Source organism: Streptomyces sp. NPDC012474, assembly GCF_042955185.1.
Classification (GTDB): Bacteria; Actinomycetota; Actinomycetes; order Streptomycetales; family Streptomycetaceae; genus Streptomyces; species Streptomyces cahuitamycinicus.
This window is the reverse complement of record NZ_JBIBEP010000007.1, coordinates 253,049-275,442: the sequence shown is the minus strand read 5'-3', so window position 1 is coordinate 275,442 and position 22,394 is coordinate 253,049. Positions and strand designations below refer to the sequence as shown.

The following is a 22,394-nucleotide window of genomic DNA, read 5'->3' as shown; positions in this document are numbered from 1 at the left end:
GCCGGGCGCCCGGGGACCCGGGGCGCCTGCCCCGGCCACCGGCCACCGGCCACCGGCCACCGGCCACCGGCCACCGGCCACCGGCCACCGGCCACCGGCCACGAGAAGTCTGGCCGACCACAACCGCACCGCAACAACCGCACCGCAACAACCGGGCCGCAACGGACCGGGTCACTACCGCGAAGGAGCCGCAAGGGTGAGTCAGCGCAAGGCGACGACGAGTGACGCCGGCCGGGCGACCATCCGTGATGTCGCGGAGCGCGCGGGCGTCTCCGTGGCCAGCGTCTCGCGGGTGTTGTCGGGCAACTACCCGGTGTCGGAGGAGCTGCGCCGCCGGGTGATGAAGGTGGTCCGGGACCTGGACTACGTCACCAACGCCCACGCCCGTTCGCTGGCCGGCGGCGGCACACCGACGGTGGCGATCCTCATCAACAACATCACCGGTGCCGCGTTCGCCCACGTGGCGAAGGGCGTCGAGGGCGCCGCCACCCTGCGCGGCTGGCTCTCTCTCGTCGGCACGACCGGCGATGACCCGGAGCGGGAGCTCGCGCTGGTGAACCTCATGCGCCAGCAGGGCGTCGCCGCCGTGATCCTGCTCGGCGGTGCCTACGACTACGACGAGTACCAGCTGCGTATGGCCCGCTTCGCGCGCTCCCTGGACGCGGCGGGCTCGCATCTGGTTCTGGTGGGCCGGCCCTCGCTGGAGGGCGACGTCCCGGCGACGACCGTCGACTACGACAACGAGGGCGGCGCCTACGCGATGGCCAGCCACCTGCTCTCGGCCGGCCACCGCCGCGTCCTCGTCCTGCCCGGGCACGCCGAACTGACGACCGCCCAGGGCCGCTTGCGGGGCGCGCAGCGGGCCTTCGAAGCCTACGGGGTGCCGTTCGACCCGGGGCTGGTGCGGCACGGCCAGTACGACTACGAGCACGGGTACGAGGCCGTCGAGACGGCGCTGCAGGAGTCGCCGGACTTCACCGCGGTGCTGGCCGGGACGGACGTGGTCGCCGCGGGTGCCATGCAGGCGCTGCGCGCGGCGGGCCTGCGCGTCCCCGAGGACGTCTCGATCGTCGGCTACGACGACATCCCGCTGGCCTCGCAGCTCACGCCCCAACTGACCACTGTGCACGTGCCGTACGAGGAGATGGGCCGGGTCGCGCTGCGGGCGGTGGCCGACCGGCGCGAGGGCGGCGGAGGCCGCCGCAGGAGCGCCGAGGGCGACCATCTGGTGCTGGGCACCCATGTCGTGGTCCGCAACTCGGTCCGGCCGCCCGCCCCTCGCGGATAGCTCGCACTCCGGGGGCAGTGGCCCCCGCCGGGGACGATCAGCCAAGACGCTAGAGAGCGTTACGTAACCGGTTTCCTGGTCGGCCGCAGCACTCCCCAAGGCTCATCGCCACCTCCACCGAACCTGCGCGCGGCGCATCCAGCACCCCTCTGAGCTGCCCTTACGCGCCGCAGGACGGAAGCCGCTCCGGCGTGCCCAGCGGCAACCCACTCGACCATCCGCCGTAACAAATTTCCGCGCACCTCTTGCTATGCACGGACACATCCGCCTACGGTCCCAGCAACCGCTTACTACAGCTTCCGCTTGGCCGAACCCCCCGCAGCCGCGAGCCGACGTTTTCCGGCCGCCGTTCCTGGCCGGCACCCAAGCCGCCGCCGTCCTCTCGTTCTGAGAACGCCCTATTCCGAAGGATCACGGTCAGATGAACTTCACCAGCCCCCGGAGAAGGTTCGCCTCCGCCGCTGTCGCGGGTATCGCGCTGACAGGCCTGCTCTCCGCCTGCGGCGGATCCGCCTCGGGCGACGACGCCGCATCGAAGTCCGGCCCGGTCACGCTCCCCTTCTGGGGCTGGGCCAACGGCCAGGAAGCGGTCGTCAAGGCCTTCAACGCCTCGCACAAGGACATCCAGCTGAAGTACACGAAGGTCACCGACCAGCTGACCATGCAGAAGCAGCTGACCAACGCGGTCAAGGCCGAAAACGCCCCCTGCCTGGTGCAGAACACCGCCGAGTACGTCACGAGCTGGGTGTCGCAGGGCGCGCTCGCCGACATCACGCAGTACGTCGAGGGCGAGGAGGGCCGGTTCAACACCGGCGCATGGGCGAGCGCACAGGTGCAGGGCAAGCTCTACGGCGTGCCCACCAGCTCGGCGCCCCAGTTCACGATCTACCGGACGGACATCTTCAAGAAGTACGGCCTGAAGCCCCCGGCGACCTGGGACGACTTCATCGCCGCGGGCAAGGTCCTGAAGAAGCACAACATCAAGATCACCAACTACGCCGGTGAGGACCCGAGCACCCTGGAGGTGCTCGCGATGCAGGCCGGGGCCCACTGGTACGCGGTCGACGGCAACGCCTGGAAGGTGAACTTCCAGGACGAGGGCACCCTGAAGGCCGCGAAGGTGATCCAGGAGATCATCGACAACGACCTGAACGCCAAGCTGTCCTTCGCCGACTACGCGGCCGTGCAGCGCAGCTACGACAGCGGTGCCACCGCGACCCGGCAGATCTCCACCTGGCAGATGGCCGGCATGGTGCAGAACTTCACCAAGTCCTTCGGCGACTGGGCGCTCGCGCCCTGGCCGGCATACGAGGGTGAGCCGGCGAAGACGCCGGCCGGTACGAACCTGACCGGCGGCGTGACGCTGGTGACGAAGCAGTGCGCGAACCAGAAGCAGGCGGCTCAGGCGGCCCTGTGGATGTCCACCAACCAGGACGCGGTCAAGACGATGGCGAGCCCGGAGACCGGGAACGGCGTGATGCCGGCGCTGAAGGACAGCGGTTCCTACGTCGGTGAGTCGATCTCGCAGAAGCTGCTCGGCAAGAACTACCAGCCGGCGCAGAAGGTCGTGACGGACAGCCTGGGCACGGTGACCACCGACTGGACCTTCGGACCGAACTGGACCGCGATGTTCACGGAGATGCAGGCGGGCTGGGCCAAGGTCGTCAACAAGCAGGAGAAGGTCACCGACCTGCTCGCGCACATGCAGGAGTGGACGGTCAAGGACCTGAAGTCCCGCGGTATCAGCGTCAAGGGCTGAGGCATTCGATGATTCGCTCCATGCGCTGGAAGGGTGCCGCGTTCACGGTGCCCTTCCAGCTCGGCTTCGTCTTTCTGTACCTGCTCCCGATCGGCTATGCCGTCTACGAGTCGCTGTTCACGGAGAAGCAGTCCGGGCTCGGTCTCGGCGGTGCGACGACGGAGTTCGTCGGGCTCGACAACTACACCCAGGGGCTGTCGGACCCGGCGTTCATGAACTCCATCCTGCGGGTGGTGCTCTTCGCCTGTGTCCAGATCCCGTTCATGCTGGTGATCAGCCTGCTGCTGGCGCTGTTCCTGGACGCGCTCACGTCCAGGGCGGCGAGCAGGTTCCGGATCGTGCTGCTGGTGCCGTACATGATTCCCGGCGTGGTCGCGGCGATCGTGTGGGTCAACCTCTACAGCCCGGACGTCGGCCCGCTCACCGCGATCGGCGCGTCCCTCGGCCTCGACTGGAACTTCTTCGCGCCGTCGATGGTGTGGCCGGCCATCGGCAACCTGCTGACCTGGCACGGCATCGGCTACAACATGGTGATCATCTACTCGGCGCTGCAGGGCGTGCCCCGGGAGCTGTTCGAGGCGGCCCGGCTGGACGGCGCCTCGGAGCTGCGGATCGCGCGCAGCATCAAGATCCCGTTCGTGCGCGGGGCGCTGGTCCTGACGGGCCTGTTGTCGATCATCCAGATGCTGCAGATCTTCAACGAGCCGGCACTGTTCCGGAACATCACCCCGCAGACGGTCAGCGACAGTTTCACCCCGATCATGATCATCTACAACCAGGCGTTCAACGCGGGCAACTACAACTACGCCGCCGCCCTGTCGGTGCTGCTCGCCCTGATCCTGGGCATCGCCTCCTTCCTCTTCTACCGGCTCACCTCGAAGGAGGCCGACTGATGACGCTGACCGAGCAGACGACCGAGCGGCCGGAAGTCCGCGGTGTCCGCAGGCTGACCCGGCCGGACCCGGCCTCCCGCGGGCGGGGTGGTCAGCGCTTCCTGCTCGTGGGGCTGGTGCTGGCCAGTGCCTACAGCCTGTTCCCGGTGTGGTGGCTGATCGTCGCCGCGACCAAGGACCGTACGGCGCTGTACCAGAGCAACGGCCTGTGGTTCTCGGGCTGGCACCTGTGGGACAACCTGCATCAGGTGTTCACCTACCAGGACGGGATCTTCCTGCGGTGGACGGCCAACTCGTTCCTGTACGCGGGAGTGGGTTCGCTCGGCGGCACGCTGATCGCGCTCGCAACCGGTTACGGACTGGCCCGCTTCGACTTCCCCGGGCGCAACGCGATCTTCGCGTGTGTCGTGGGCTCGTTCCTGATCCCGATCGCGCTGCTGACGCTGCCGCTGTATCTGCTGTTCTCCGCGATCGGCATGGTGGACACGCCCTGGGCGATGCTGATCCCCTGTCTGATCAACCCGTTCAGCGTGTACCTGGCCAAGGTGTACACCGAGGCGACGATCCCCTACGAGCTGCTGGAGGCCGCCCGGATCGACGGCGCCGGGGAGTTGCGGATCTTCTTCAGCATCGTGCTGCGGATGATGACGACGGGCGGTGCGACGGTGTTCCTGTTGGCCTTCGTGAACACCTGGAACGCCTTCTTCCTGCCGCTGACCGTGCTGCGCGGCAAGGAGAACTGGACGCTCAACCTCGGACTCTACAACTGGACCGGCACCCGGCTGGAGTCCGGCATCGACCTGACCGGACTGGTGCTGACCGGCGCGCTGCTGTCGATCGTCCCGATGGCGATCATGATGGTCGCGATGCGCCGCTACTGGCGCTCCGGCGTGACGCTCGGCGCCCTCAAGTGATGTTCCTTCCCCGTTTCCCCCGACTCCTGGGGGTCGCAGGTGATCCTGACTCCCTGCGGCCTCCAGGGTGACCGACGCTCCGGGAGCCCTCGCGTGACCGTCCTGCGCAACCCCGTCCTCCGCGGCTTCGCCCCCGACCCGTCGCTGGTGCGGGTCGGTGACTGGTACTACGTGGCGACCAGTTCCTTCGAGTGGTTTCCGACCGTCCCGATCCACCGCTCCCGGGACCTGGCCCACTGGGAGTACGCGGGACACGTCCGGGGAGCGGTCCCCGGGAACTCGCTGGCCGGTGTGCCCGACTCGGGGGGCGTCTGGGCACCGTCGCTGAGCTGGGACGGGGAGCGGTTCTGGGTGACGTACACCGTCGTGCGCTCCGTCGGCACCCCGTACTTCGACCTCGACACGTACGTCTCGACGGCCACCCGCGTCGACGGCGGGTGGAGCGCTCCGCGCCGGGTCGCGAGTCACGGTTTCGACCCGGCCCTGTTCCACGAGGACGGCCGGCTGTGGCTGCTGAACCTGCAGAACGACCACCGGCCGGGGGGTGAGCGGTTCGCGGGGATCGTCGTGACGGAGCTGGACCGGGAGACGCTGGAGCCCGTCGGCGGGACGCGTCTGCTGCTCCGGCACGACCGGTTGATCGAGGGGCCGAAACTGCTGCGGCGCGACGGCTGGTACTACCTGCTGCTGGCGGAGGGCGGCACGGGCTGGGAGCACGGGGTGCGGGTGGCCCGCGGCAAGGAGCTGACAGGTCCGTACGAACTCGACGCACGGCCGCTGCTGACGACCCGGGACGACCCGGAGGTGCCCTTGCAGAAGGCGGGGCACGGCGAGCTGGTCAGGACGCCGGAAGGGCAGTGGCTCCTGAGCCATCTGACGGCCCGTCCGCTGCACACCCCGCAGGGCCGCCGCTGCACGCTCGGCCGGGAGACCGCGGTCCAGGCGGTGACCTGGGACGCGGAGGGCTGGCCCCGGCTGCGGCAGGGCGGGTGGCACCCCGCGGTCGACGTCGACGTACCGACGCGGCCGCACCCGCTGCCCCCGGCCGCACCGCCGCAGGATCTGTCCTGGCCGTGGAGCACCCTGCGCGAGCCACCGGACCCGTCCTGGGCCGACACCACGACCCGGCCCGGCTGGATCCGGCTGCGCGGCCGGCACGGGCCGGAGTCCCGGTGGGCGGCCGGTCTGCTGGCCCAGCGCGTCACCGAGCACCGCGCGGAGGCCGAAGTGACGGTCGAGGCACGGCCGGTCACCTTCACGCAGGCGGCCGGGCTGGTGCTCTGGTACAACCCCGAGGCGTATTTCGCCCTGGACCTGACATGGGCGGAACCGGCGGGCGAGCCGCAGCGCGGCCAGCAGTGGGACGGGGCCCCCGGCCGTACGGTGCTCAGCCTCGTCGAGCGCGACGAGGACGGCGTGCGGCAGGCCGCTGTCGTCGACGTGGCCGTGGACGGGCCGGTGACGCTGGGGGTGACGGTCGAGGGGGCCGACGCGCGCTTCTGGTACATACGCGACGGGGAGCGCGCACAGGTCGGACCGGTGCTGGATTTCGGCCGGCTGTCCGACGACCACGGTTCCCGGCTGCGGTTCACGGGGGCGATGGCGGGGATCCACGCCCGGGACCTCGTGGACGCGGCGTTCACGGCGGACTTCACCGGGTTTCGGCTGACCTGCACACCCTGCTGAGCGAGGCGTTCGGGGTTTCGAAAGTTTTGGCCGAAGCGAAGCGGTGAATTCACTTCTCTTCCACCCGTCCTGCGCCACACCTACAGTAGGAAGCGCTTTCTGTCCGGCGGTCCGCCATGTCCGCCGCGCGCAGAGCTGGTCGAAACTTTCCACGGCCCTCGGGCGGGCCGGAGAGGTGGGTTCCCGATGGTCCGTACGGCGAGTGCGAGCGTGGCTGCCGGTCCGACACTGGCGGTCGTGGCGCGCGAGGCGGGGGTGTCGGTGCCGACCGCGTCGAAAGTGGTCAACGGCCGCGAGGACGTGGCACCCGAGACCCGCCGCCGCGTCACCGAGGCACTCGACCGGCTCGGGTACGTGCGCAGACCCCGCTTCGACGCGGCGAAGGCACCCCGGCTGGTCGATCTGGTCGTGCACTCGCTGGAGAGCTCCTGGTCGGGCGCAGTGCTGCACGGGGTGGAGGACGCGGCGCACGACGCGGGCCTGGAGGTCGTGGTGTCGGCGGCCCTGATCCGCTCCCGGGTCGGCCGTCCGGAGCGCGGCTGGCTGGACAAGCTGGTCGCCCGCGGTTCCTCCGGGGTCCTCTTCAACCTGGCCGAGCTCAGCGACTCGCAGTACGCGTGGCTGGAGCAGCACCGCATACCGTTCGTGATGATCGACCCGGTGCAGGAACCGCCGGAGGGCGTGGTCTCGGTGGGCGCCGCGAACTGGCAGGGCGGTCTGACGGCCACGGAGCACCTGCTGTCCCTGGGCCACGAGAGGATCGCGGTCATCGCCGGTCCACGGCGCACGATGTGCAGCAGCGCGCGGGTCGCCGGGTACCGCTCGGCGCTCGCGTCGGCGGGGGTCCGGCACCGCGCCGAGTACGTCCGGCACGCCGGCTTCGACGAGAGCGTGGCCCACCGCCGCATGCTGGAACTCCTCGACCTGCCCGAGCCGCCGACCGCCGTCTTCGTCTGCTCGGACCGGATGGCACTGGGTGTCTACGAGGCCTTGTCCGAAAGGGGGTTGAGGGTCCCGGACGACATGAGTGTGGTCGGCTTCGACGACCTGCCCGAGGCCCGCTGGGCCTCCCCCGCCCTGACCACCGTCCGCCAGCCGCTGTCCGAGATGGCCGCGACGGCCCTGCGGTCGCTGCTGCGCATGATGGACGGGCACCGTCCCGAGAGCACGCGTACCGAGCTGTCGACGCGACTGGTGGTACGGGCGAGTACGGCCGGGCCGCGCGCACGGGACGTGCTCCCGGCCGCCCCCTGAGCGGTCGCCGCCGACCGGCGCACCGGGCCCGGCCGGTGGTGGTCCTCGACGACGGCCTTGCCGGGCTGGTGGAGCGGGTGCCGGGCGAACCGCGCGCCCAGCAGTTCGCCGTAGTGCGGGCCAGTCGTACTCCGTGCGGGCCGCCGCGTGCACGCCCACGAAGCCGCCAAGCCGGTGGTGCGGGTGTGGACGAGCAGTCGTGGTGCCATGGCGTCCGAACCCAGGAGATCGGTAGCCGCCGGGGGCCTCGTGGCGACCGAAATTTTCGGGTTCGGCGCAGCGACCGGGCGCCACGGCCGTCCGGCGCGGGGTGTCCGATTCCTTCAAGACCGGGCGGTGCGGGCTGCCTACGGTGGTGACATGACTGCACGATTCGATGCCATCGGCCTGGTCGTCTCCGACATGGCCGCCTCCGTCGCGTTCTACCGCCGGATCGGGTTCGCCTTCCCGGACGGCGCCGAGAACCAGCCGCACGCCGAGGCCGGACTGCCCGGCGGGCTGCGGCTGATGCTCGACACCGAGGAGACGGTCCGCTCCTTCCTGCCCGGTTGGCAGCCGCCCGCCGGCGGCGGCCGGACCTCGCTGGCCCTGCGCTGCGACGGACCGGAGGAGGTGGACGCGCTGTACGACGACCTGGTCGGCTCGGGGTATGAGGGCGAGCTCAAGCCGTGGGACGCCTTCTGGGGGCAGCGGTACGCCGTCGTGCAGGACCCGGACGGCAACGGGGTGGACCTGTTCGCTCCGCTAGGGGGCTCCTGACGGTTCTCCGACGCCCGAGTCAGAAGCCCCCTGGGCACCGCGGCCGAGTAGCTCACCCAGCGGCAGACCCGCCAACCCCCTGACGTCCCGGGCCAGATGGGCCTGGTCGGCGTATCCGGCCCGGGCGGCCGTCTCCCCGAAGGGCACACCGGCCCGGGCCAGTGCGAGGGCGCGGTGCAGCCGCAGGATGCGGGCCAGGGTCTTGGGGCCGTAGCCGAAGGCGGACAGCGAACGGCGGTGCAACCGGCGTGCGCCCACGCCGAGTTCGTCGGCGGTGGCGGCGACCGGACGGCACGCGTCGAGGGCGGTGACGATCTGCCGGAGCAGCGGGTCGGGGGGTTCGGCACCGGCCGCCCGCCTCAGCGCCAGCTCCTCCAGGCCGCTCGCCGGGTCGGGGGCCGCGTTCACGCGGTCGGACAGGCGCCGCACCTGCGAGGCCGGCCACAGGTCCGCGAGCTCGACGCGCCGGTCGCGCAGCTCGTGCGCCGGCACGCGCAGGAGCGCCGGGGCCGTGCCCGGGTAGAAGCGGACTCCGGCCCAGGGGCCGGTCACACCGTCCGGGAGGTAGGCGCGGGTGTCGGGCCCGGCGACCATCAGCCGCCCGTCGTGCCACAGCAGATCCATGCACCCGTCGGGCAGGACCCGCGCCACCCCGGGCCGCGTCGGGGTGTTGGTCCACACGACCGCTCCGGGCAGCCGGGACGCCCGCTCCACGTACACGAGGGCCAGGCTACGCCGGGGCACGGCGGCAGGCGCGGGGCGGTACCGATTCCGGTGCCAGTTCTGGTTTCGGTTCCGGGTGCCGGTGCCGGGTGCCGGAACGGGAACCGGTGCCGGAACGGGGCCCGCGACCGATTCCCGAACCGCGACCGATTCCCGAACCGTGACCGATTCCCGTGCCACGACGGGTTCCCGTACCACGACGGGTTCCCGTGCCGCTACGTCAACCGCCCCCGGTACTCCACCGGGCTCACCCCGTACACCCGCTTGAACGCCGTCGACAGGGCGAACGCACTGCCGTAGCCCACCCTGCGGGCCACCGCGTCGAGGGTGTCGGCGGAGTCGCGCAGGCGGTCGGCGGCGAGGGCGAGGCGCCAGCCGGTCAGGTAGGTCATCGGGGGTTCGCCCACCAGGGCGGTGAAGCGGCGGGCCAGCGCCGCCCGGGACACCCCGGCCTTCGCGGCGAGCGCGGCGACGGTCCAGGGGTGGGCCGGGTCGTCCTGGAGCAGGCGCAGCACGCCGCCGACGACCGGGTCGGCGAGGGCCCGGTACCAGGCCGGTGCCTCCGCCTCGGGGCGTGCGAACCAGGCCCGCAGCGCGGCGATGACCAGCAGGTCCAGCAGCCGGTCGAGGACGACCTCCTGCCCCGGCTCGTCCCGGACGACCTCCTCGGTGAGGTACGGCGTGAGCGGGCAGTCCCACACGTCGGACGGGAGGCTGAGCAGCGGCGGCAGGGCGTCCAGCAGCCGCCCGCCGACCTCGCCCCGCATCGGGTAGGTGCCGATCAGCATCACGGTGTTCCCGTCGAGCCGGTCGCCCCAGGTGCGCACGCCCAGGTCCATGGAGCCGTTGAGGGGCCGCCCGTCGGGGTAGCGGCACTCCTGGTTCGGCAGGATCACCGCCTGCGGTGATGTGCCGGGGGCGTCGGCGCAGGTGTACGGGTCCGGGCCGCGGGCGATGGCGAGGTCCCCGGCCTTGAGCCGCGTCCGCTCGCCCCGGTCGGGCACGATCCAGGCCTCGCCGCGGACGACGAGCATCACGGTGAGCGGGGCCCGGTCCTCCACACGTATCGCCCACGGCGGGTCGAAACAGGCCCTGATCATGAACGCGCCCCGCGCGCGGGGTCCCTCCAGCAGACCGGCGAGAGCGTCCATGCGGCCAGCGTAGACGCGGGCGTATGGGAATGAGCCGTTCAGCGATGGTTCCGTGCGGCGTACGGCAGTTGACTCGACGGCATGACGAACACGGCGGAGAACACGGCACGGAACACACAGCTCATGACGGTGGTGGTGACGGGCGCCACGGGGCGTACCGGGAGCCGGGTGGCGCGGGCCGCGGAGGCGGCCGGACTGACCGTCCGGGCGGCCTCGCGGGCGACGGGCTTCGACTGGTGGGACTCCTCGACCTGGGCGGACACCCTGCGCGGCGCCGACGCGGCCTACCTCGCCCACCCCTCGGACGTCGGCGCCCCGGGGGCAGCGGAGGTGGTCGGCGCGCTCGCGCGGGAGGCGGTCGGACTCGGCGTGCTACGGCTGGTGCTGCTGTCCGCGCGGGGCGAGGACCAGGCCCTGCCCACCGAGGAGGCACTGCGCGCCTCGGGGGCGGACTGGACGGTCGTGCGGGCGGCGTGGTTCGCGCAGAACTTCAGCGAGGGGCCGCTGGTGGCGGAGCTGCGGGAGCGCGGCGGGCTGGTGTTCCCGGCCGACGAGGTGCGCGAGCCGTTCCTCGACGTGCGCGACATCGCGGACGTGGTGGTGAGCGTGCTGACCTCCGGCGACCGGTACGCGGGGCGGATCCTGAACCTCTCCGGGGGCCGGCTGCTCACCTTCGGGGAGGCGGTCGCGGAGATCGCCGGGGTGACGGGGCGCACGCTGTCGTACCGGGCCGTCTCGACGCGGGACTACGGCGAGGCGCTGGCCGGGTTCGGTGTGCCGCCGCAGGAGGTGGCGGCGATGACGGAGATCTTCGGCACGCTCCTCGACGGCCGCAACGCACACCTCTCGGACGGCGTGCGGGAGGTCCTGGGCCGCGCTCCCCGGGACTTCGGCGACTTCGTGCGCGAGGAGGCCGCGGCCGGGACCTGGAAGGCCTGAGGGGTCCTTTCACGATGCCCGGAGCCGGCGCCCGTCACCGGTCCTCGGGCGGCGTCCCCTCCCCGTTGACCTGGGTGCTCTTCACGTGGGTGTTCTTCACGGGGGTGTTCTTCACATGGGTGCGCAGGCGGGCCGACACGTCCTCCGGCGGCAGGAAGCGGGACCAGCGTTCGGGGAACTCGGAGGGCATGTCGGGGTCGGCCTCCCCCGCGGCGGTGGCGCGGGCGACGTACTCGGCGACCTGGGCCTGCCGCAGCCGCTCGTTCGCCTCACGGGCAGCAGCCGTGGCGGCGGCCGGCCAGACCCGGTCGATGGCGGCGTTGACCGCGGCCCCGACCAGCACGGCGAACGCGGCCACACCGATCCACAGCAGCACGGCGACGGGCGCGGCGAGGGAGCCGTAGATCGTGGGGCCCTCCACCGTGCTGGTCAGGTAGATCCGCAGCAGGAAGCTGCCGAGCACCCACATGCCGAGGGCGACCAGCGCGCCGGGCACGTCCTCGATCCACGGGGACCGGACCGGGACCGACACGTGGTACAGCGTCGTCAGGAAGGCGATCGACAGCAGGATGACCGTGGGCCAGTAGAGGACCTGCACGACCGTCGTCGACCACGGCACGATCCGCACCACCGCGTCCGGCCCGGCCACCATCAGCGGCAGCGCGACGGAGCCGATCAGCAGGGCCACGATGAACAGCAGGAAGGCCATGAGGCGGGTCTTGACGATGCCCCGGACGCCGTCGAGGCCGTACATCACGGTGATGGTGTCGATGAAGACGTTCACCGCGCGGGAGCCGGACCACAGGGCGAACAGGAAGCCGATGGAGATGATGTCGGGCCGGCCGCCCTTCGTCACGTCGTGCAGGATCGGCTCCGCGATCTCGCGCACGCCACGGTCGGACAGCACCGTGCGGGCGGCCTCCAGGAGGTTGGTCTGCAGGCTCTGGATGGTGTCGGCGCCGGTCCAGGCGTCGACGTAGCCGAGCAGTCCGATCATGCTGAGCAGCAGGGGTGGCACCGACAGCAGGGTGAAGAACGCGGCCTCGGCCGCGAGGCCCAGGATGCGGTACTCGATGCAGGAGTTGACGGTGTCCTTGACCAGCAGCCAGGCGGTTTTGCGCTTGGAGACGTTCCGGTAGAGGGCTCGCGCCCGGTGGAGGCGCCCGGAGGGTGTGTCGGGGGTTTCGCTTGCTGGCTGCACCCCCTAACGGTATCCGCCGTGCCCGGCCCCACTCACCCACAGGCCGGGTCTTCGCGGACCGGGCCGGGTCCGCTGGTGACCGAGGTGCCGCCGCGGGGTACTTTCGCACCATGGCAGGCAGCACCCACACCGTGACGAACCAGGTCCCGCCGCTGGTCGGGTACGACGTCTTCTCCGCCGACCGGGCCCTGGCCGACGCGGTCGGCCGGCATCTCGATCCGGCCCTGCGCGAGGAGGTCCTCGGCGAGCTGACGGCACTGGGCCGCACGTCCGGCTCGGCGCAGGTGCAGGACTGGGGCAGGCTGGCCAACGAGAACCCGCCGCGGCTTGTGACGCACGACCGGTACGGCAACCGCGCCGACGAGGTCGAGTTCCATCCTTCCTGGCACCGGCTGCTCGGCAAGGGCGTCTCGGCCGGCCTGACGGCGGCGTGGGGCCGGCCGGCCGGGCATCTGCGGCGGGCCGCCGCCTTCGTGGTGTGGACGCAGGTCGAGGCCGGCAACGGCTGCCCGCTGTCGATGACGCACGCCGCGGTGCCGGCCCTGCGCACCGACCCGGGCCTGGCCGCCGAGTGGGAGCCGCGGCTGACGGCCATGGTCTACGACAGTGAGCTGCGGCCCGCGCACCTCAAGGCCGGGGCGCTGTTCGGGATGGGGATGACGGAGAAGCAGGGCGGCAGTGACGTCCGGGCCAACCGCACGTCGGCGCGGCCCCTCGCCGAGGACGGTACGTACGAGCTGACCGGCCACAAGTGGTTCTGCTCGGCGCCGATGTCCGACGGATTCCTGGTGCTGGCGCAGGCTCCGGGCGGACTGACCTGCTTCCTGGTGCCGCGGGTGCTCGGGGACGGCACGCGCAACGTGTTCCGGATCCAGCGGCTCAAGGACAAGCTGGGCAACCGGTCGAACGCCTCCGCCGAGGTGGAGTTCGAGGGGACCTGGGCGCGCCGGGTCGGCGAGGAGGGGCGCGGGGTGCGCACCATCATCGAGATGGTCGCGGCGACCCGGCTCGACTGCGTGCTCGGCTCGGCCGGGCTGATGCGGCAGGCGGTGGCGCAGGCGGTGCATCACTGCACGTACCGCGAGGCGTTCGGCGGGAAGCTCGTCGACAAGCCGCTCATGCGCAACGTTCTCGCCGACCTGGCCCTGGAGTCGGAGGCGGCGACGGCCCTGGCGCTACGGCTCGCGGCTGCCTGCGACGACGGCGGTGAGCAGGAGCGGGCGCTGCTGCGGATCGCGTTGCCGGCCGCCAAGTACTGGGTGACGAAGCGGTGCCCGCCCCTCGCGGTGGAGGCGGCGGAGTGCCTGGGCGGCAACGGATACGTGGAGGAGTCCGCGATGCCGCGGCTGGTGCGCGAGTCGCCGCTCAACTCGATCTGGGAGGGCGCGGGCAACGTGCAGGCGCTCGACGTGCTGCGGGCGTTGCAGCGGGAGCCGGGCGCGCTGGACGCGTATCTGCGCGAGGTCGGGCAGGCGCGCGGTGCCGATCACCGTCTCGACGGGGCGATCAAGGACCTGCTGACCGAACTCGCCGATCTGGAGGGCGTGGAGGGGCGGGCGCGGCGGCTGGCGGAGCGGCTCGCGCTGGTGCTCCAGGGTTCGCTGCTGGTCCGTTTCGCGCCGCCGCAGGTGGCCGACGCGTTCTGCGCGGGGCGGCTGGGCGGCGACGGGGGCGCCGTCTTCGGGACGTTGCCGCACACGCTGGACCTGGCATCGGTGGTGGAGCGGGCGCGGCCGGTGTCCTGATCCGGCCGGCGTCGCCCGCGTACGCGGAAGAGCGGGGGTGGTGCTGCGCCGACACGGCACCACCCCCGCCGCACTGGCCCCGTTCGAGCCGCTGAACCCCGCTCGGGACGGCGCCGCTCAAGTCTCGGACACGGCCAGGCTGTCCACCAGGGTTGCAGGGGGTTGCAACTTGCTGCTGCCAGTCTGCGGACTGTGCGCGCGCCGCTGGGGCAGACGGCACTATGAGACGGTCAGTCAAAAGCGACTCGGGGGCGCACGCGTATGGACGTCACGCATTTGGCCGCCGTCGACAGCACGCGCGCGGCCCGGGTTCTCCAGCAGGTCCGCTCGGCGCGGCTGGCCGGGCGGCCCGCTCCGGTGGCGCCGCGTCCGGTGATCGAGCGGTCCTGGGAGCGGATGATGCGCAGCGGTGTGGATCCTGAGCACGACGTCCGGGCGGATCCGCTGTCCCGCGAGGAGGTGCAGCGGCGGCGCGAGACGTCGGTTTTGCGCCATGTGCTGCCGGTGCTCCGGGAGGGGCTGCTGGCGGCCGCGGACGTAGCCCACCACATCATGGTGGTGGCCGACGAGGACGGCCGGGTGCTGTGGCGCGAGGGCAGCCCGCCGGTGCTGCGCAAGGCCGACGGGCTGGGGTTCGGACTCGGCGCGGACTGGCGTGAGGAGGTCGTCGGCACGAACGGTCTGGGCACCCCGGCGGTGGTGCGCCGGCCCGTGCAGGTCTTCGCCTCCGAGCACTTCGTGCGCTCCCAGGCCGGCTGGACCTGCGCGGGCGCTCCTCTGACGGATCCGCGGGACGGCCGGCTGCTCGGCGTGGTGGACGTCAGCGGCCCGCTGGAGACGATGCATCCGGCCACGCTCGCCTGGGTCGGCTCGGTGGCCAGGCTCGCCGAGGCCCGGCTGCGGGAGATGCACACGGAGTCGCTGGAGCGGCTGCGCGCGGTGGCGGCGCCGGTGCTGGCCCGGATCGGCGGCCGTGCCCTGGTCGTCGATCCGGACGGCTGGACCGCCGCGGTCAGCGGGATGCCGTACGCGCGGCGGGTGGCCCTGCCGAAGTCGCGGTCGCCGGGCCCGAGATGGCTGCCGGCGCTCGGGCTGTGCTCGGTGGAGCCGCTGGCGGAGGGCTGGCTGGTGCGGGTGGTCGACGACGAGCCGGTGCCGCGCGGCCCGGCCAGGATCGTGCTGGACCTCAGGCAGGCGCGGCGCTGGTCGGTGGAGGTGCTCGGCGGGGCGGGCTCCTGGACCCGGGAACTGAGCCCGCGGCACGCGGAGTTGCTGTATCTGCTCGCCGTTCACCGCTCCGGCCGCAGCGCCTCGGGCCTGGCCGGGGACGTGTTCGGCGATCCGGCACGCACGGTGACGGTGCGTGCCGAGATGTCGCGGGTGCGGCGGTATCTGGGGGCCTTGCTGGAGCACCGGCCGTACCGGTTCGCCGAGGACGCCGAGGTCGAGGTGCGGCTTCCGGAGGACCCGCGGGATCTGCTGCCGCACTCGGCCGCACCGGCGGTGAGCAGGCGGCGCGGATCCGCAGCGGCGCCCTGAGGTTCACCGCGAGTGCCGTACAAGCCGCCCCGAGGGGTGCATCTTTCGCATATTTGCAGGGTCTTCGTCCCGCGCGCCGCTCACCTGCCGTAGCATCCCTCTACGGGCCACCCCACCTGCTCCTCCGTCAACGTGCGGATCAACAGGCGCAGTTGGTCCGTCTCGGGAGGACGTTATGAAGCATCGCGGCAGACACCGGCGGCGCAGGCGGGGCAGGGCGCTGCGCGCGACCCTGGCCGGGACGGCTCTCGCGCTCACCGCCGCCGCCACCCTGATCAGCGCCTCGCAGGCCACCGTCGCCGACGCCCCCGGGGCCCTCAAGCCGGTCTCCGCGTCCGACGGAGCCGGGCGGTTGCCGCTGGCCGAGCACCGGGTGCCCGGGCGGTGGCTGGACCGGCTCGCGTCGGAGATGGGCCGCCCCGTCGGCGTCGGCACGGTCCTGGAGAACGCCGACGCCCCGCTGCGGAAGGCGGCCGACTGCCCGGCCCTCGAGAAGGACAGCCTGCCGGTGGAACCGGCGGCCACGCGCGCCTACTGCTTCGGCGACTCCGGCACCCGGGGCTGGCGGGCCGGCGCGGTCACGACCTCGGGCGACGCGGACGACGACGGCCGCTGGGGCGCGAACCGCGTGATCCTGTCGGGCTGGACCCGGGGCGCCGAGGGCGGCTCCCTGGACGGTCCGGCCCCCGGGCAGGGCCTGGCCAAGGTCGCCTTCGTCGACGCGAACGATCCCGGCGCGCTGCGCTACACATGGGCCCTGCTGGCCGTCCCGGTGGACGGCGGGCGGGACTACCGGGGGCTGGTCTCCCCTGTCTCCGGCATGGTCTGGTACCAGGACAAGCTGCTGGTGACGACCCGCGAGGACGACCGGAACGCGCTGTACGTGTACGACATGGACCGCATCCAGCGCGCCACCGTCGAGTCCGACGCGGTCGGCCGGGTGCGGGGCGGCTGGGCCGCGCACGGCTCCCGGTTCGTGCTGCCGGCCGTCGGCTCGTACACGCTGCCCGGTGGGGACGACGCGGCCCGACCGGCCACCGTCTCCCTGGACCGCAGCACCTCCCCCGACAGCCTGGTCGCCGGCGAGTGGGTGCCCGCTGACGGCGACCGGCGTACCCGGCTGTGGCGCTACGCGCTGAGCCGGGACCCGGCCCGCTCCGGGCTGCTCGCCACCGACTCCTCCGGGGAGGCGGACCCGGTCGAGGCGTACGAGACGAAGACGGCGGACGTGCGGGGCGTGCTGGCCCACCGCACCGGCTGGTACCTGGACCGCGCGTCGGGAAGCCCGGGCGGGCACGGCACGCTGTGGCGCCAGGACACGGACGGCGCACGGGCGACGGAGTGCGGCACGGACGAGACGCGGCACTGCTGGAGCGGCCGGTCGGGTTCCCTGTCCTACTGGGAGGAGACCGGCGAGGTCTGGTCCCAGGCGGGGCGGATGCTGTTCGCGCTGCCGTTGGCGTCGATCGACCGGGCGCTGGGCTGACCGGAGCCGCCCGCGAAGCACGGGGCCGATCGACAGACGAGTGGATCGGATGATTTTCTGGCCCGCATGACCACCATCGCCGTGACCACCTGGTCTCTGGAGCAGACCGCCCCGACCGACCTGCAGCCGGCCGTCGCGCCGGATGGAGACGTCCGGGTCGTCCGCTCCGAGGTGCCCTCGCCCGAATTCAGCCGGTTCCTCTACACCTCGGTCGGCGGTGACATCCTCTGGACCGACCAGCTGAACTGGTCGCACGCGCGGTGGCTGGAGCACCTGGAGCGGCCCGGCGTGGAGACGTGGGTGGCGTACGACCGGGGCACACCCGCGGGGTACGTGGAGCTGGAGGCCCAGGACGACGGGGTCGTGGAGATCTCCCACTTCGGCCTGCTCCCCGCCTTCCGCGGCCGGCGCATCGGCGGGCACCTGCTGTCGTACGGCACGGCCCGGGCCTGGGACCTCGCGGACCGCTGGGCGGGACTGGCGCCGACGAAGCGGGTCTGGCTGCACACCTGCAGCAAGGACGGCGAGCACGCGATGGACAACTACCGGCGGCGGGGCTTCACACTGTTCGACACCAAGGTCGAAGAGGAAGCGGAGGTTGCCACTCCGGGACCGTGGCCCGGGGCGTACCCCGTCTGACCTGGACGGACACTTCGAGAACGGCCAATGTGACCCATAACACCCTTGTCTTGCTCTGCGAGACAAGGGTGTCCGCATCTTGGATGAAGCTGGACTGTGTCCAGATCGCCGTGACACGCTTCCGTCATGTCTGGAACTGGGATCGCCTTGGTGAGTCGGCGGCACGTCGACCTCGGCCGCATGTCCAGCGCCATCTGTCCGGCGCACTGAGCGTACTCAGCCCGCGCCCGACATCCCCCTCTCTTCTCCTTTCCCGCGCAATGACGCGCACGTATGCCCATGCGCGCACGCGCAGGTCAGAGCCGCATTCCCGCCTGTCCGAAGGACGTATCAACCATGGCCGCCTCCCCGCAGAAGCCTGCCGCCGCGACTCCCCGCCGCAAGGTGAGCCGTCACCGCGGTGAGGGCCAGTGGGCCGTGGGGCACCACACCCCGCTGAACGGCAACGAGCAGTTCAAGAAGGACGACGACGGTCTCAATGTGCGGACACGCATTGAGACGATCTACTCCAAGCGCGGCTTCCAGTCGATCGACCCCAACGACCTGCGCGGCCGTATGCGCTGGTGGGGGCTGTACACCCAGCGCAAGCCCGGCATCGACGGCGGCAAGACGGCGATCCTGGAGCCGGAGGAGCTGGACGACGAGTACTTCATGCTGCGCGTCCGGATCGACGGCGGAGCACTGACCACGCGGCAGCTGCGGGTCATCGGCGAGATCTCGCAGGAGTTCGCGCGCGGCACCGCCGACATCACGGACCGGCAGAACGTCCAGTACCACTGGATCCGCATCGAGGACGTTCCCGAGATCTGGAACCGGCTGGAGGGCGTGGGCCTGTCTACGGTCACCGCCTGCGGCGACACCCCGCGTGTGATGATCGGCTCGCCGGTGGCGGGCATCGCCGAGGACGAGATCATCGACGCCACCCCGGCCCTGGAGGAGATGAAGCGCCGCGTCCTGAACAACCCGGCGTACTCGAACCTCCCCCGCAAGTTCAAGACCGCGATCTCGGGCTCGCCGGTGCTGGACGTGGTGCACGAGATCAACGACGTCGCGTTCGTCGGCGTCCGGCACCCCGAGCACGGCCCGGGCTTCGACGTGTGGGTCGGCGGCGGCCTGTCCACCAACCCCAAGCTGGGCGTGCGGCTGGGCACCTGGGTGTCGATCGACGACGTGCCGGACGTCTACGAGGGCGTCATCTCGATCTTCCGTGACTACGGCTACCGCCGGCTGCGCACCCGCGCCCGCCTGAAGTTCCTCGTCGCGGACTGGGGCGCCGAGAAGTTCCGGCAGGTCCTGGAGGACGAGTACCTGAAGCGCAAGCTGGTGGACGGGCCCGCCCCGGAGCAGCCGTCCCAGCTGTGGCGCGACCACATCGGTGTGCACCGGCAGAACGACGGCCGGTTCTACGTCGGTTTCGCCCCGCGCGTGGGACGTGTCGACGGTGCGACGATCACGAAGATCGCCGACCTCGCCGAGGCCCACGGGTCGGGCCGGGTGCGCACCACCGTCGAGCAGAAGATGATCGTCCTCGACGTCGAGGAGAACCAGGTCGAGTCGCTCGTCGAGGCTCTGGAGGCGCTCGACCTCACCGCCCGGCCCTCCTCGTTCCGGCGCGGCACCATGGCCTGTACCGGTATCGAGTTCTGCAAGCTCGCCATCGTCGAGACCAAGCAGCGCGGCTCGCAGCTCATCGACGAACTGGAGCGCCGTCTGCCGGACTTCGACGAGCCGCTCACCATCAACCTCAACGGCTGCCCGAACGCCTGCGCCCGTATCCAGGTCGCGGACATCGGTCTCAAGGGCCAGCTCATGCTCAACGACCAGGGGGAGCAGGTCGAGGGCTACCAGGTGCACCTGGGCGGCGCCCTGGGCCTGGAGGCCGGCTTCGGCCGCAAGGTCCGCGGTCTGAAGGTCACCTCCGAGGAGCTGCCCGACTACATCGAGCGCGTCCTGAAGCGGTTCCAGGCCGAACGCGAGGACGGCGAGCGGTTCGCCACGTGGGCCGCGCGGGCCGGCGAGGAGGCCCTGTCGTGAGCGAGCGGATGGCCCCGTTCTACTGCCCCTACTGCGGGGACGAGGACCTGCGTCCGAGCGAGGCCGCCGAGGGCAGGCACGGCGCGTGGGAATGCGCGGCGTGCAGCCGGGCCTTCTCGCTGAAGTTCCTGGGGCTGCTGGCCCAGGGAGTGAAGCGATCCGACTCCGGAGGGGCACAGATATGACGACCGCTCAGGAAGAGCGCACCACCGAGGAACTGAAGCAACTCGCCGAGCAGGCGGGCCGCGATCTCGAGGACGCCTCCGCGCTGGAGATCCTCCAGTGGGCGGCCGAGACGTTCGGCAAGCGATTCTGCGTGACCTCCTCCATGGAGGACGCGGTGGTCGCCCATCTCGCCGCCCGCGCGATGCCCGGCGTCGACGTGGTCTTCCTCGACACGGGCTACCACTTCGAGGAGACCATCGGCACCCGCGACGCGGTCGAGGCCGTGATGGACGTCAACCTCATCACGCTCACCCCGGTCCAGACGGTCGCCGAGCAGGACGCGGAGTACGGCCCGAAGCTGCACGACCGCGACCCCGACCTGTGCTGCAAGCTGCGCAAGGTGCAGCCGCTGGAGCAGGGCCTGAAGGACTACCGGGCCTGGGCGACCGGTCTGCGCCGCGACGAGTCCCCGACCCGGGCGAACACCCCGGTGGTCGGCTGGGACGAGAAGCGGCGGAAGGTCAAGATCTCCCCGATCGCCCGCTGGACGCAGGACGACGTGGACGCCTACGTCACCGAACACGGTGTGCTGACGAACCCGCTGCTGATGGACGGCTACGCCTCCGTGGGCTGCGCGCCCTGCACCCGCCGGGTCCTGGAGGGCGAGGACGCGCGCGCCGGCCGCTGGGCGGGCCGCAGCAAGACCGAGTGCGGGCTGCACGGATGACGACGACGATTCAGGAGAGTGACGTGACGACCGGAGCCACCGTCTGGCTCACGGGTCTGCCGAGCGCCGGCAAGACCACGATCGCCTACGAGCTGGCCGGCCGGCTCCGCGAGGAGGGCCACCGGGTCGAGGTGCTCGACGGCGACGAGATCCGCGAGTTCCTCTCGGCGGGTCTCGGCTTCAGCCGCGAGGACCGGCACACCAACGTGCAGCGCATCGGCTTCGTCGCCGAACTGCTCGCCCGCAACGGCGTGCTGGCCCTCGTCCCGGTCATCGCGCCGTACCAGGACAGCCGGGAGGCGGTGCGCAAGCGGCACCAGGCGAACGGCACCGGCTATGTCGAGGTGCATGTCGCGACGCCCGTCGAGGTGTGCAGCGAGCGTGACGTGAAGGGCCTGTACGCCAAGCAGGCCGCGGGCGAGCTCACCGGGCTCACCGGGGTCGACGACCCGTACGAGGCGCCCGAGTCGCCCGATCTGCGCATCGAGTCGCAGAACCAGACCGTGCAGGAGTCCGCGGCCTCCGTGTTCGCCCTGCTGACCGAAAGGGGACTGGCATGACGACCGTCGCCACCGTTTCCGAGGAGACCGGCAGCCCCTACGCGCTGTCGCACCTCGACGCCCTCGAGTCCGAGGCGGTGCACATCTTCCGCGAGGTGGCGGGCGAGTTCGAGCGGCCGGTGATCCTCTTCTCCGGCGGCAAGGACTCCATCGTCATGCTGCACCTGGCGCTGAAGGCCTTCCGGCCGGCGTCGGTGCCGTTCTCGCTGCTGCACGTGGACACCGGGCACAACTTCCCCGAGGTCCTCGACTACCGCGACCGCACGGTCGACAAGCACGGGCTGCGGCTGCACGTCGCCTCCGTGCAGGACTACATCGACCGCGGTGTCCTCAAGGAACGCCCGGACGGCACCCGCAACCCGCTGCAGACGCTGCCGCTGACCGAGAAGATCCAGGCGGAGAAGTTCGACGCCGTCTTCGGCGGCGGGCGCCGCGACGAGGAGAAGGCCCGGGCCAAGGAGCGGGTGTTCTCCCTGCGCGACGAGTTCTCCCAGTGGGACCCGCGCCGCCAGCGCCCCGAGCTGTGGAACCTGTACAACGGCCGACACGCGCCCGGTGAGCACGTGCGCGTGTTCCCGCTGTCCAACTGGACCGAGCTGGACGTGTGGCAGTACATCGCCCGCGAGGGCATCGAACTGCCGCAGATCTACTACGCCCACGAGCGCGAGGTGTTCTCCCGCAGCGGCATGTGGCTGACCGCCGGCGAGTGGGGCGGGCCGAAGGACGGCGAGAGCGTCGAGAAGCGGCTCGTGCGCTACCGGACCGTGGGTGACATGTCCTGCACCGGCGCGGTGGACTCCGACGCCGACACCATCGAGAAGGTGATCGTGGAGATCGCCGCCTCCCGGCTCACCGAGCGGGGCGCCACCCGCGCCGACGACAAGATGTCCGAGGCCGCGATGGAAGACCGCAAGCGCGAGGGGTACTTCTAG

The 22,394-nt window shown here is 71.6% G+C and carries 21 protein-coding genes and 1 pseudogene; 18 read left to right on the top strand and 4 right to left on the bottom strand.

All coding sequences use genetic code 11. From position 1 onward, the window contains the following. Window positions 1-196: 196 nt before the first annotated feature. From ACFY9S_RS18400 to ACFY9S_RS18375, 6 genes are all read left to right on the top strand, one after another. Entirely contained in the window at window positions 197-1,288 is a 1,092-nt protein-coding gene (locus ACFY9S_RS18400) for a substrate-binding domain-containing protein (RefSeq protein WP_391129367.1), read from the top strand. A 421-nt stretch (window positions 1,289-1,709) separates the two neighbouring features. Beyond that, the gene (locus ACFY9S_RS18395) at window positions 1,710-3,047 is read left to right on the top strand and encodes an extracellular solute-binding protein (RefSeq protein WP_391129364.1); all 1,338 of its coding nucleotides are present in this window, start codon (window positions 1,710-1,712) and stop codon (window positions 3,045-3,047) included. An 8-nt stretch (window positions 3,048-3,055) separates the two neighbouring features. Next, entirely contained in the window at window positions 3,056-3,940 is an 885-nt protein-coding gene (locus ACFY9S_RS18390; protein ID WP_102907612.1) for a carbohydrate ABC transporter permease, read from the top strand. After that, window positions 3,940-4,854: an ABC transporter permease subunit gene (locus ACFY9S_RS18385; RefSeq protein ID WP_391129360.1), complete on the top strand. Its 915-nt coding sequence runs from the start codon at window positions 3,940-3,942 to the stop codon at window positions 4,852-4,854. Before ACFY9S_RS18390 ends, ACFY9S_RS18385 begins: the two co-directional genes overlap by 1 nt. Before the next feature lie 93 nt (window positions 4,855-4,947). Beyond that, window positions 4,948-6,540, top strand: a complete 1,593-nt coding sequence (locus tag ACFY9S_RS18380; protein ID WP_391129357.1) for a family 43 glycosylhydrolase — start codon at window positions 4,948-4,950, stop codon at window positions 6,538-6,540. Between the two features lie 186 nt (window positions 6,541-6,726). Further along, window positions 6,727-7,794: a substrate-binding domain-containing protein gene (locus ACFY9S_RS18375; RefSeq protein WP_391129354.1), complete on the top strand. Its 1,068-nt coding sequence runs from the start codon at window positions 6,727-6,729 to the stop codon at window positions 7,792-7,794. Window positions 7,795-7,823: 29 nt separating this feature from the next. Here the strand turns inward: ACFY9S_RS18375 and ACFY9S_RS18370 are convergent. Further along, a pseudogene (locus tag ACFY9S_RS18370) lies at window positions 7,824-7,962 on the bottom strand (ThuA domain-containing protein); the annotation flags it as partial. A 192-nt stretch (window positions 7,963-8,154) separates the two neighbouring features. On the opposite strand from ACFY9S_RS18370, the gene ACFY9S_RS18365 reads away from it, so the two are divergent. Next, the gene (locus ACFY9S_RS18365; RefSeq protein WP_391129351.1) at window positions 8,155-8,553 is read left to right on the top strand and encodes a VOC family protein; all 399 of its coding nucleotides are present in this window, start codon (window positions 8,155-8,157) and stop codon (window positions 8,551-8,553) included. On the opposite strand, the gene ACFY9S_RS18360 is transcribed toward ACFY9S_RS18365, so the two are convergent. Further along, window positions 8,539-9,273, bottom strand: coding sequence for a DUF6597 domain-containing transcriptional factor (locus ACFY9S_RS18360; RefSeq protein ID WP_391129592.1), 735 nt, complete (start codon window positions 9,271-9,273; stop codon window positions 8,539-8,541). The two genes, ACFY9S_RS18365 and ACFY9S_RS18360, sit on opposite strands and share 15 nt — an antisense overlap. A 218-nt stretch (window positions 9,274-9,491) precedes the next feature. Beyond that, window positions 9,492-10,427, bottom strand: coding sequence for a cupin domain-containing protein (locus ACFY9S_RS18355; protein WP_391129348.1), 936 nt, complete (start codon window positions 10,425-10,427; stop codon window positions 9,492-9,494). Between the two features lie 81 nt (window positions 10,428-10,508). Between ACFY9S_RS18355 and ACFY9S_RS18350 the strand changes: the two genes are divergently transcribed. Further along, on the top strand, window positions 10,509-11,366 hold the full coding sequence (locus tag ACFY9S_RS18350; RefSeq protein ID WP_391129345.1) for an NmrA family NAD(P)-binding protein: 858 nt from the start codon (window positions 10,509-10,511) through the stop codon (window positions 11,364-11,366). 34 nt (window positions 11,367-11,400) lie between these two features. Here the strand turns inward: ACFY9S_RS18350 and ACFY9S_RS18345 are convergent, their stop codons facing one another. Beyond that, entirely contained in the window at window positions 11,401-12,567 is a 1,167-nt protein-coding gene (locus ACFY9S_RS18345; protein WP_391129342.1) for a YhjD/YihY/BrkB family envelope integrity protein, read from the bottom strand. Window positions 12,568-12,677: 110 nt separating this feature from the next. Here ACFY9S_RS18345 and ACFY9S_RS18340 point away from each other — a divergent pair, with 110 nt between their 5' ends. The 10 genes from ACFY9S_RS18340 to cysD all read left to right on the top strand — a co-directional run bounded on the left by ACFY9S_RS18340 (window position 12,678) and on the right by cysD (window position 22,394). Then, window positions 12,678-14,312, top strand: a complete 1,635-nt coding sequence (locus ACFY9S_RS18340) for an acyl-CoA dehydrogenase family protein (RefSeq protein ID WP_391129339.1) — start codon at window positions 12,678-12,680, stop codon at window positions 14,310-14,312. 261 nt (window positions 14,313-14,573) lie between these two features. Further along, window positions 14,574-15,851 carry a GAF domain-containing protein gene (locus ACFY9S_RS18335; RefSeq protein ID WP_391129337.1) on the top strand — a complete coding sequence of 426 codons (1,278 nt, stop codon included), beginning with the start codon at window positions 14,574-14,576 and terminating at the stop codon, window positions 15,849-15,851. Between the two features lie 175 nt (window positions 15,852-16,026). Next, a complete protein-coding gene (locus ACFY9S_RS18330; RefSeq protein WP_391129334.1) occupies window positions 16,027-17,337 on the top strand; it encodes a hypothetical protein in 1,311 nt (436 codons plus the stop codon). A 66-nt stretch (window positions 17,338-17,403) separates the two neighbouring features. Then, complete coding sequence (locus ACFY9S_RS18325) at window positions 17,404-17,976, top strand: GNAT family N-acetyltransferase (RefSeq protein WP_391129331.1); 573 nt, start codon at window positions 17,404-17,406, stop codon at window positions 17,974-17,976. 126 nt (window positions 17,977-18,102) lie between these two features. Continuing rightward, the gene (locus tag ACFY9S_RS18320; protein WP_311241247.1) at window positions 18,103-18,186 is read left to right on the top strand and encodes a putative leader peptide; all 84 of its coding nucleotides are present in this window, start codon (window positions 18,103-18,105) and stop codon (window positions 18,184-18,186) included. Between the two features lie 126 nt (window positions 18,187-18,312). Next, the gene (locus ACFY9S_RS18315) at window positions 18,313-20,010 is read left to right on the top strand and encodes a nitrite/sulfite reductase (RefSeq protein ID WP_391129328.1); all 1,698 of its coding nucleotides are present in this window, start codon (window positions 18,313-18,315) and stop codon (window positions 20,008-20,010) included. Then, window positions 20,007-20,195, top strand: a complete 189-nt coding sequence (locus tag ACFY9S_RS18310) for a hypothetical protein (RefSeq protein WP_102907626.1) — start codon at window positions 20,007-20,009, stop codon at window positions 20,193-20,195. The genes ACFY9S_RS18315 and ACFY9S_RS18310 overlap by 4 nt, the downstream gene beginning before the upstream one ends. Continuing rightward, the gene (locus tag ACFY9S_RS18305) at window positions 20,192-20,902 is read left to right on the top strand and encodes a phosphoadenylyl-sulfate reductase (RefSeq protein WP_391129324.1); all 711 of its coding nucleotides are present in this window, start codon (window positions 20,192-20,194) and stop codon (window positions 20,900-20,902) included. Before ACFY9S_RS18310 ends, ACFY9S_RS18305 begins: the two co-directional genes overlap by 4 nt. 23 nt (window positions 20,903-20,925) lie before the next feature. Next, window positions 20,926-21,462, top strand: coding sequence for an adenylyl-sulfate kinase (gene cysC, locus ACFY9S_RS18300; protein WP_033306737.1), 537 nt, complete (start codon window positions 20,926-20,928; stop codon window positions 21,460-21,462). Then, window positions 21,459-22,394, top strand: coding sequence for a sulfate adenylyltransferase subunit CysD (cysD, locus tag ACFY9S_RS18295; RefSeq protein ID WP_390994072.1), 936 nt, complete (start codon window positions 21,459-21,461; stop codon window positions 22,392-22,394). The genes cysC and cysD overlap by 4 nt, the downstream gene beginning before the upstream one ends.

Coding starts and splice junctions, on each gene's coding strand:
- ACFY9S_RS18395 (WP_391129364.1), top strand. CDS start 1,710: ATGAACTTCACCAGCCCCCGGAGAAGGTTCGCCTCCGCCGCTGTCGCG.
- ACFY9S_RS18390 (WP_102907612.1), top strand. CDS start 3,056: ATGATTCGCTCCATGCGCTGGAAGGGTGCCGCGTTCACGGTGCCCTTC.
- ACFY9S_RS18385 (WP_391129360.1), top strand. CDS start 3,940: ATGACGCTGACCGAGCAGACGACCGAGCGGCCGGAAGTCCGCGGTGTC.
- ACFY9S_RS18375 (WP_391129354.1), top strand. CDS start 6,727: ATGGTCCGTACGGCGAGTGCGAGCGTGGCTGCCGGTCCGACACTGGCG.
- ACFY9S_RS18365 (WP_391129351.1), top strand. CDS start 8,155: ATGACTGCACGATTCGATGCCATCGGCCTGGTCGTCTCCGACATGGCC.
- ACFY9S_RS18355 (WP_391129348.1), bottom strand. CDS start 10,427: ATGGACGCTCTCGCCGGTCTGCTGGAGGGACCCCGCGCGCGGGGCGCG.
- ACFY9S_RS18350 (WP_391129345.1), top strand. CDS start 10,509: ATGACGAACACGGCGGAGAACACGGCACGGAACACACAGCTCATGACG.
- ACFY9S_RS18340 (WP_391129339.1), top strand. CDS start 12,678: ATGGCAGGCAGCACCCACACCGTGACGAACCAGGTCCCGCCGCTGGTC.
- ACFY9S_RS18335 (WP_391129337.1), top strand. CDS start 14,574: ATGGACGTCACGCATTTGGCCGCCGTCGACAGCACGCGCGCGGCCCGG.
- ACFY9S_RS18330 (WP_391129334.1), top strand. CDS start 16,027: ATGAAGCATCGCGGCAGACACCGGCGGCGCAGGCGGGGCAGGGCGCTG.
- ACFY9S_RS18325 (WP_391129331.1), top strand. CDS start 17,404: ATGACCACCATCGCCGTGACCACCTGGTCTCTGGAGCAGACCGCCCCG.
- ACFY9S_RS18320 (WP_311241247.1), top strand. CDS start 18,103: ATGTCTGGAACTGGGATCGCCTTGGTGAGTCGGCGGCACGTCGACCTC.
- ACFY9S_RS18315 (WP_391129328.1), top strand. CDS start 18,313: ATGGCCGCCTCCCCGCAGAAGCCTGCCGCCGCGACTCCCCGCCGCAAG.
- ACFY9S_RS18305 (WP_391129324.1), top strand. CDS start 20,192: ATGACGACCGCTCAGGAAGAGCGCACCACCGAGGAACTGAAGCAACTC.
- cysD (WP_390994072.1), top strand. CDS start 21,459: ATGACGACCGTCGCCACCGTTTCCGAGGAGACCGGCAGCCCCTACGCG.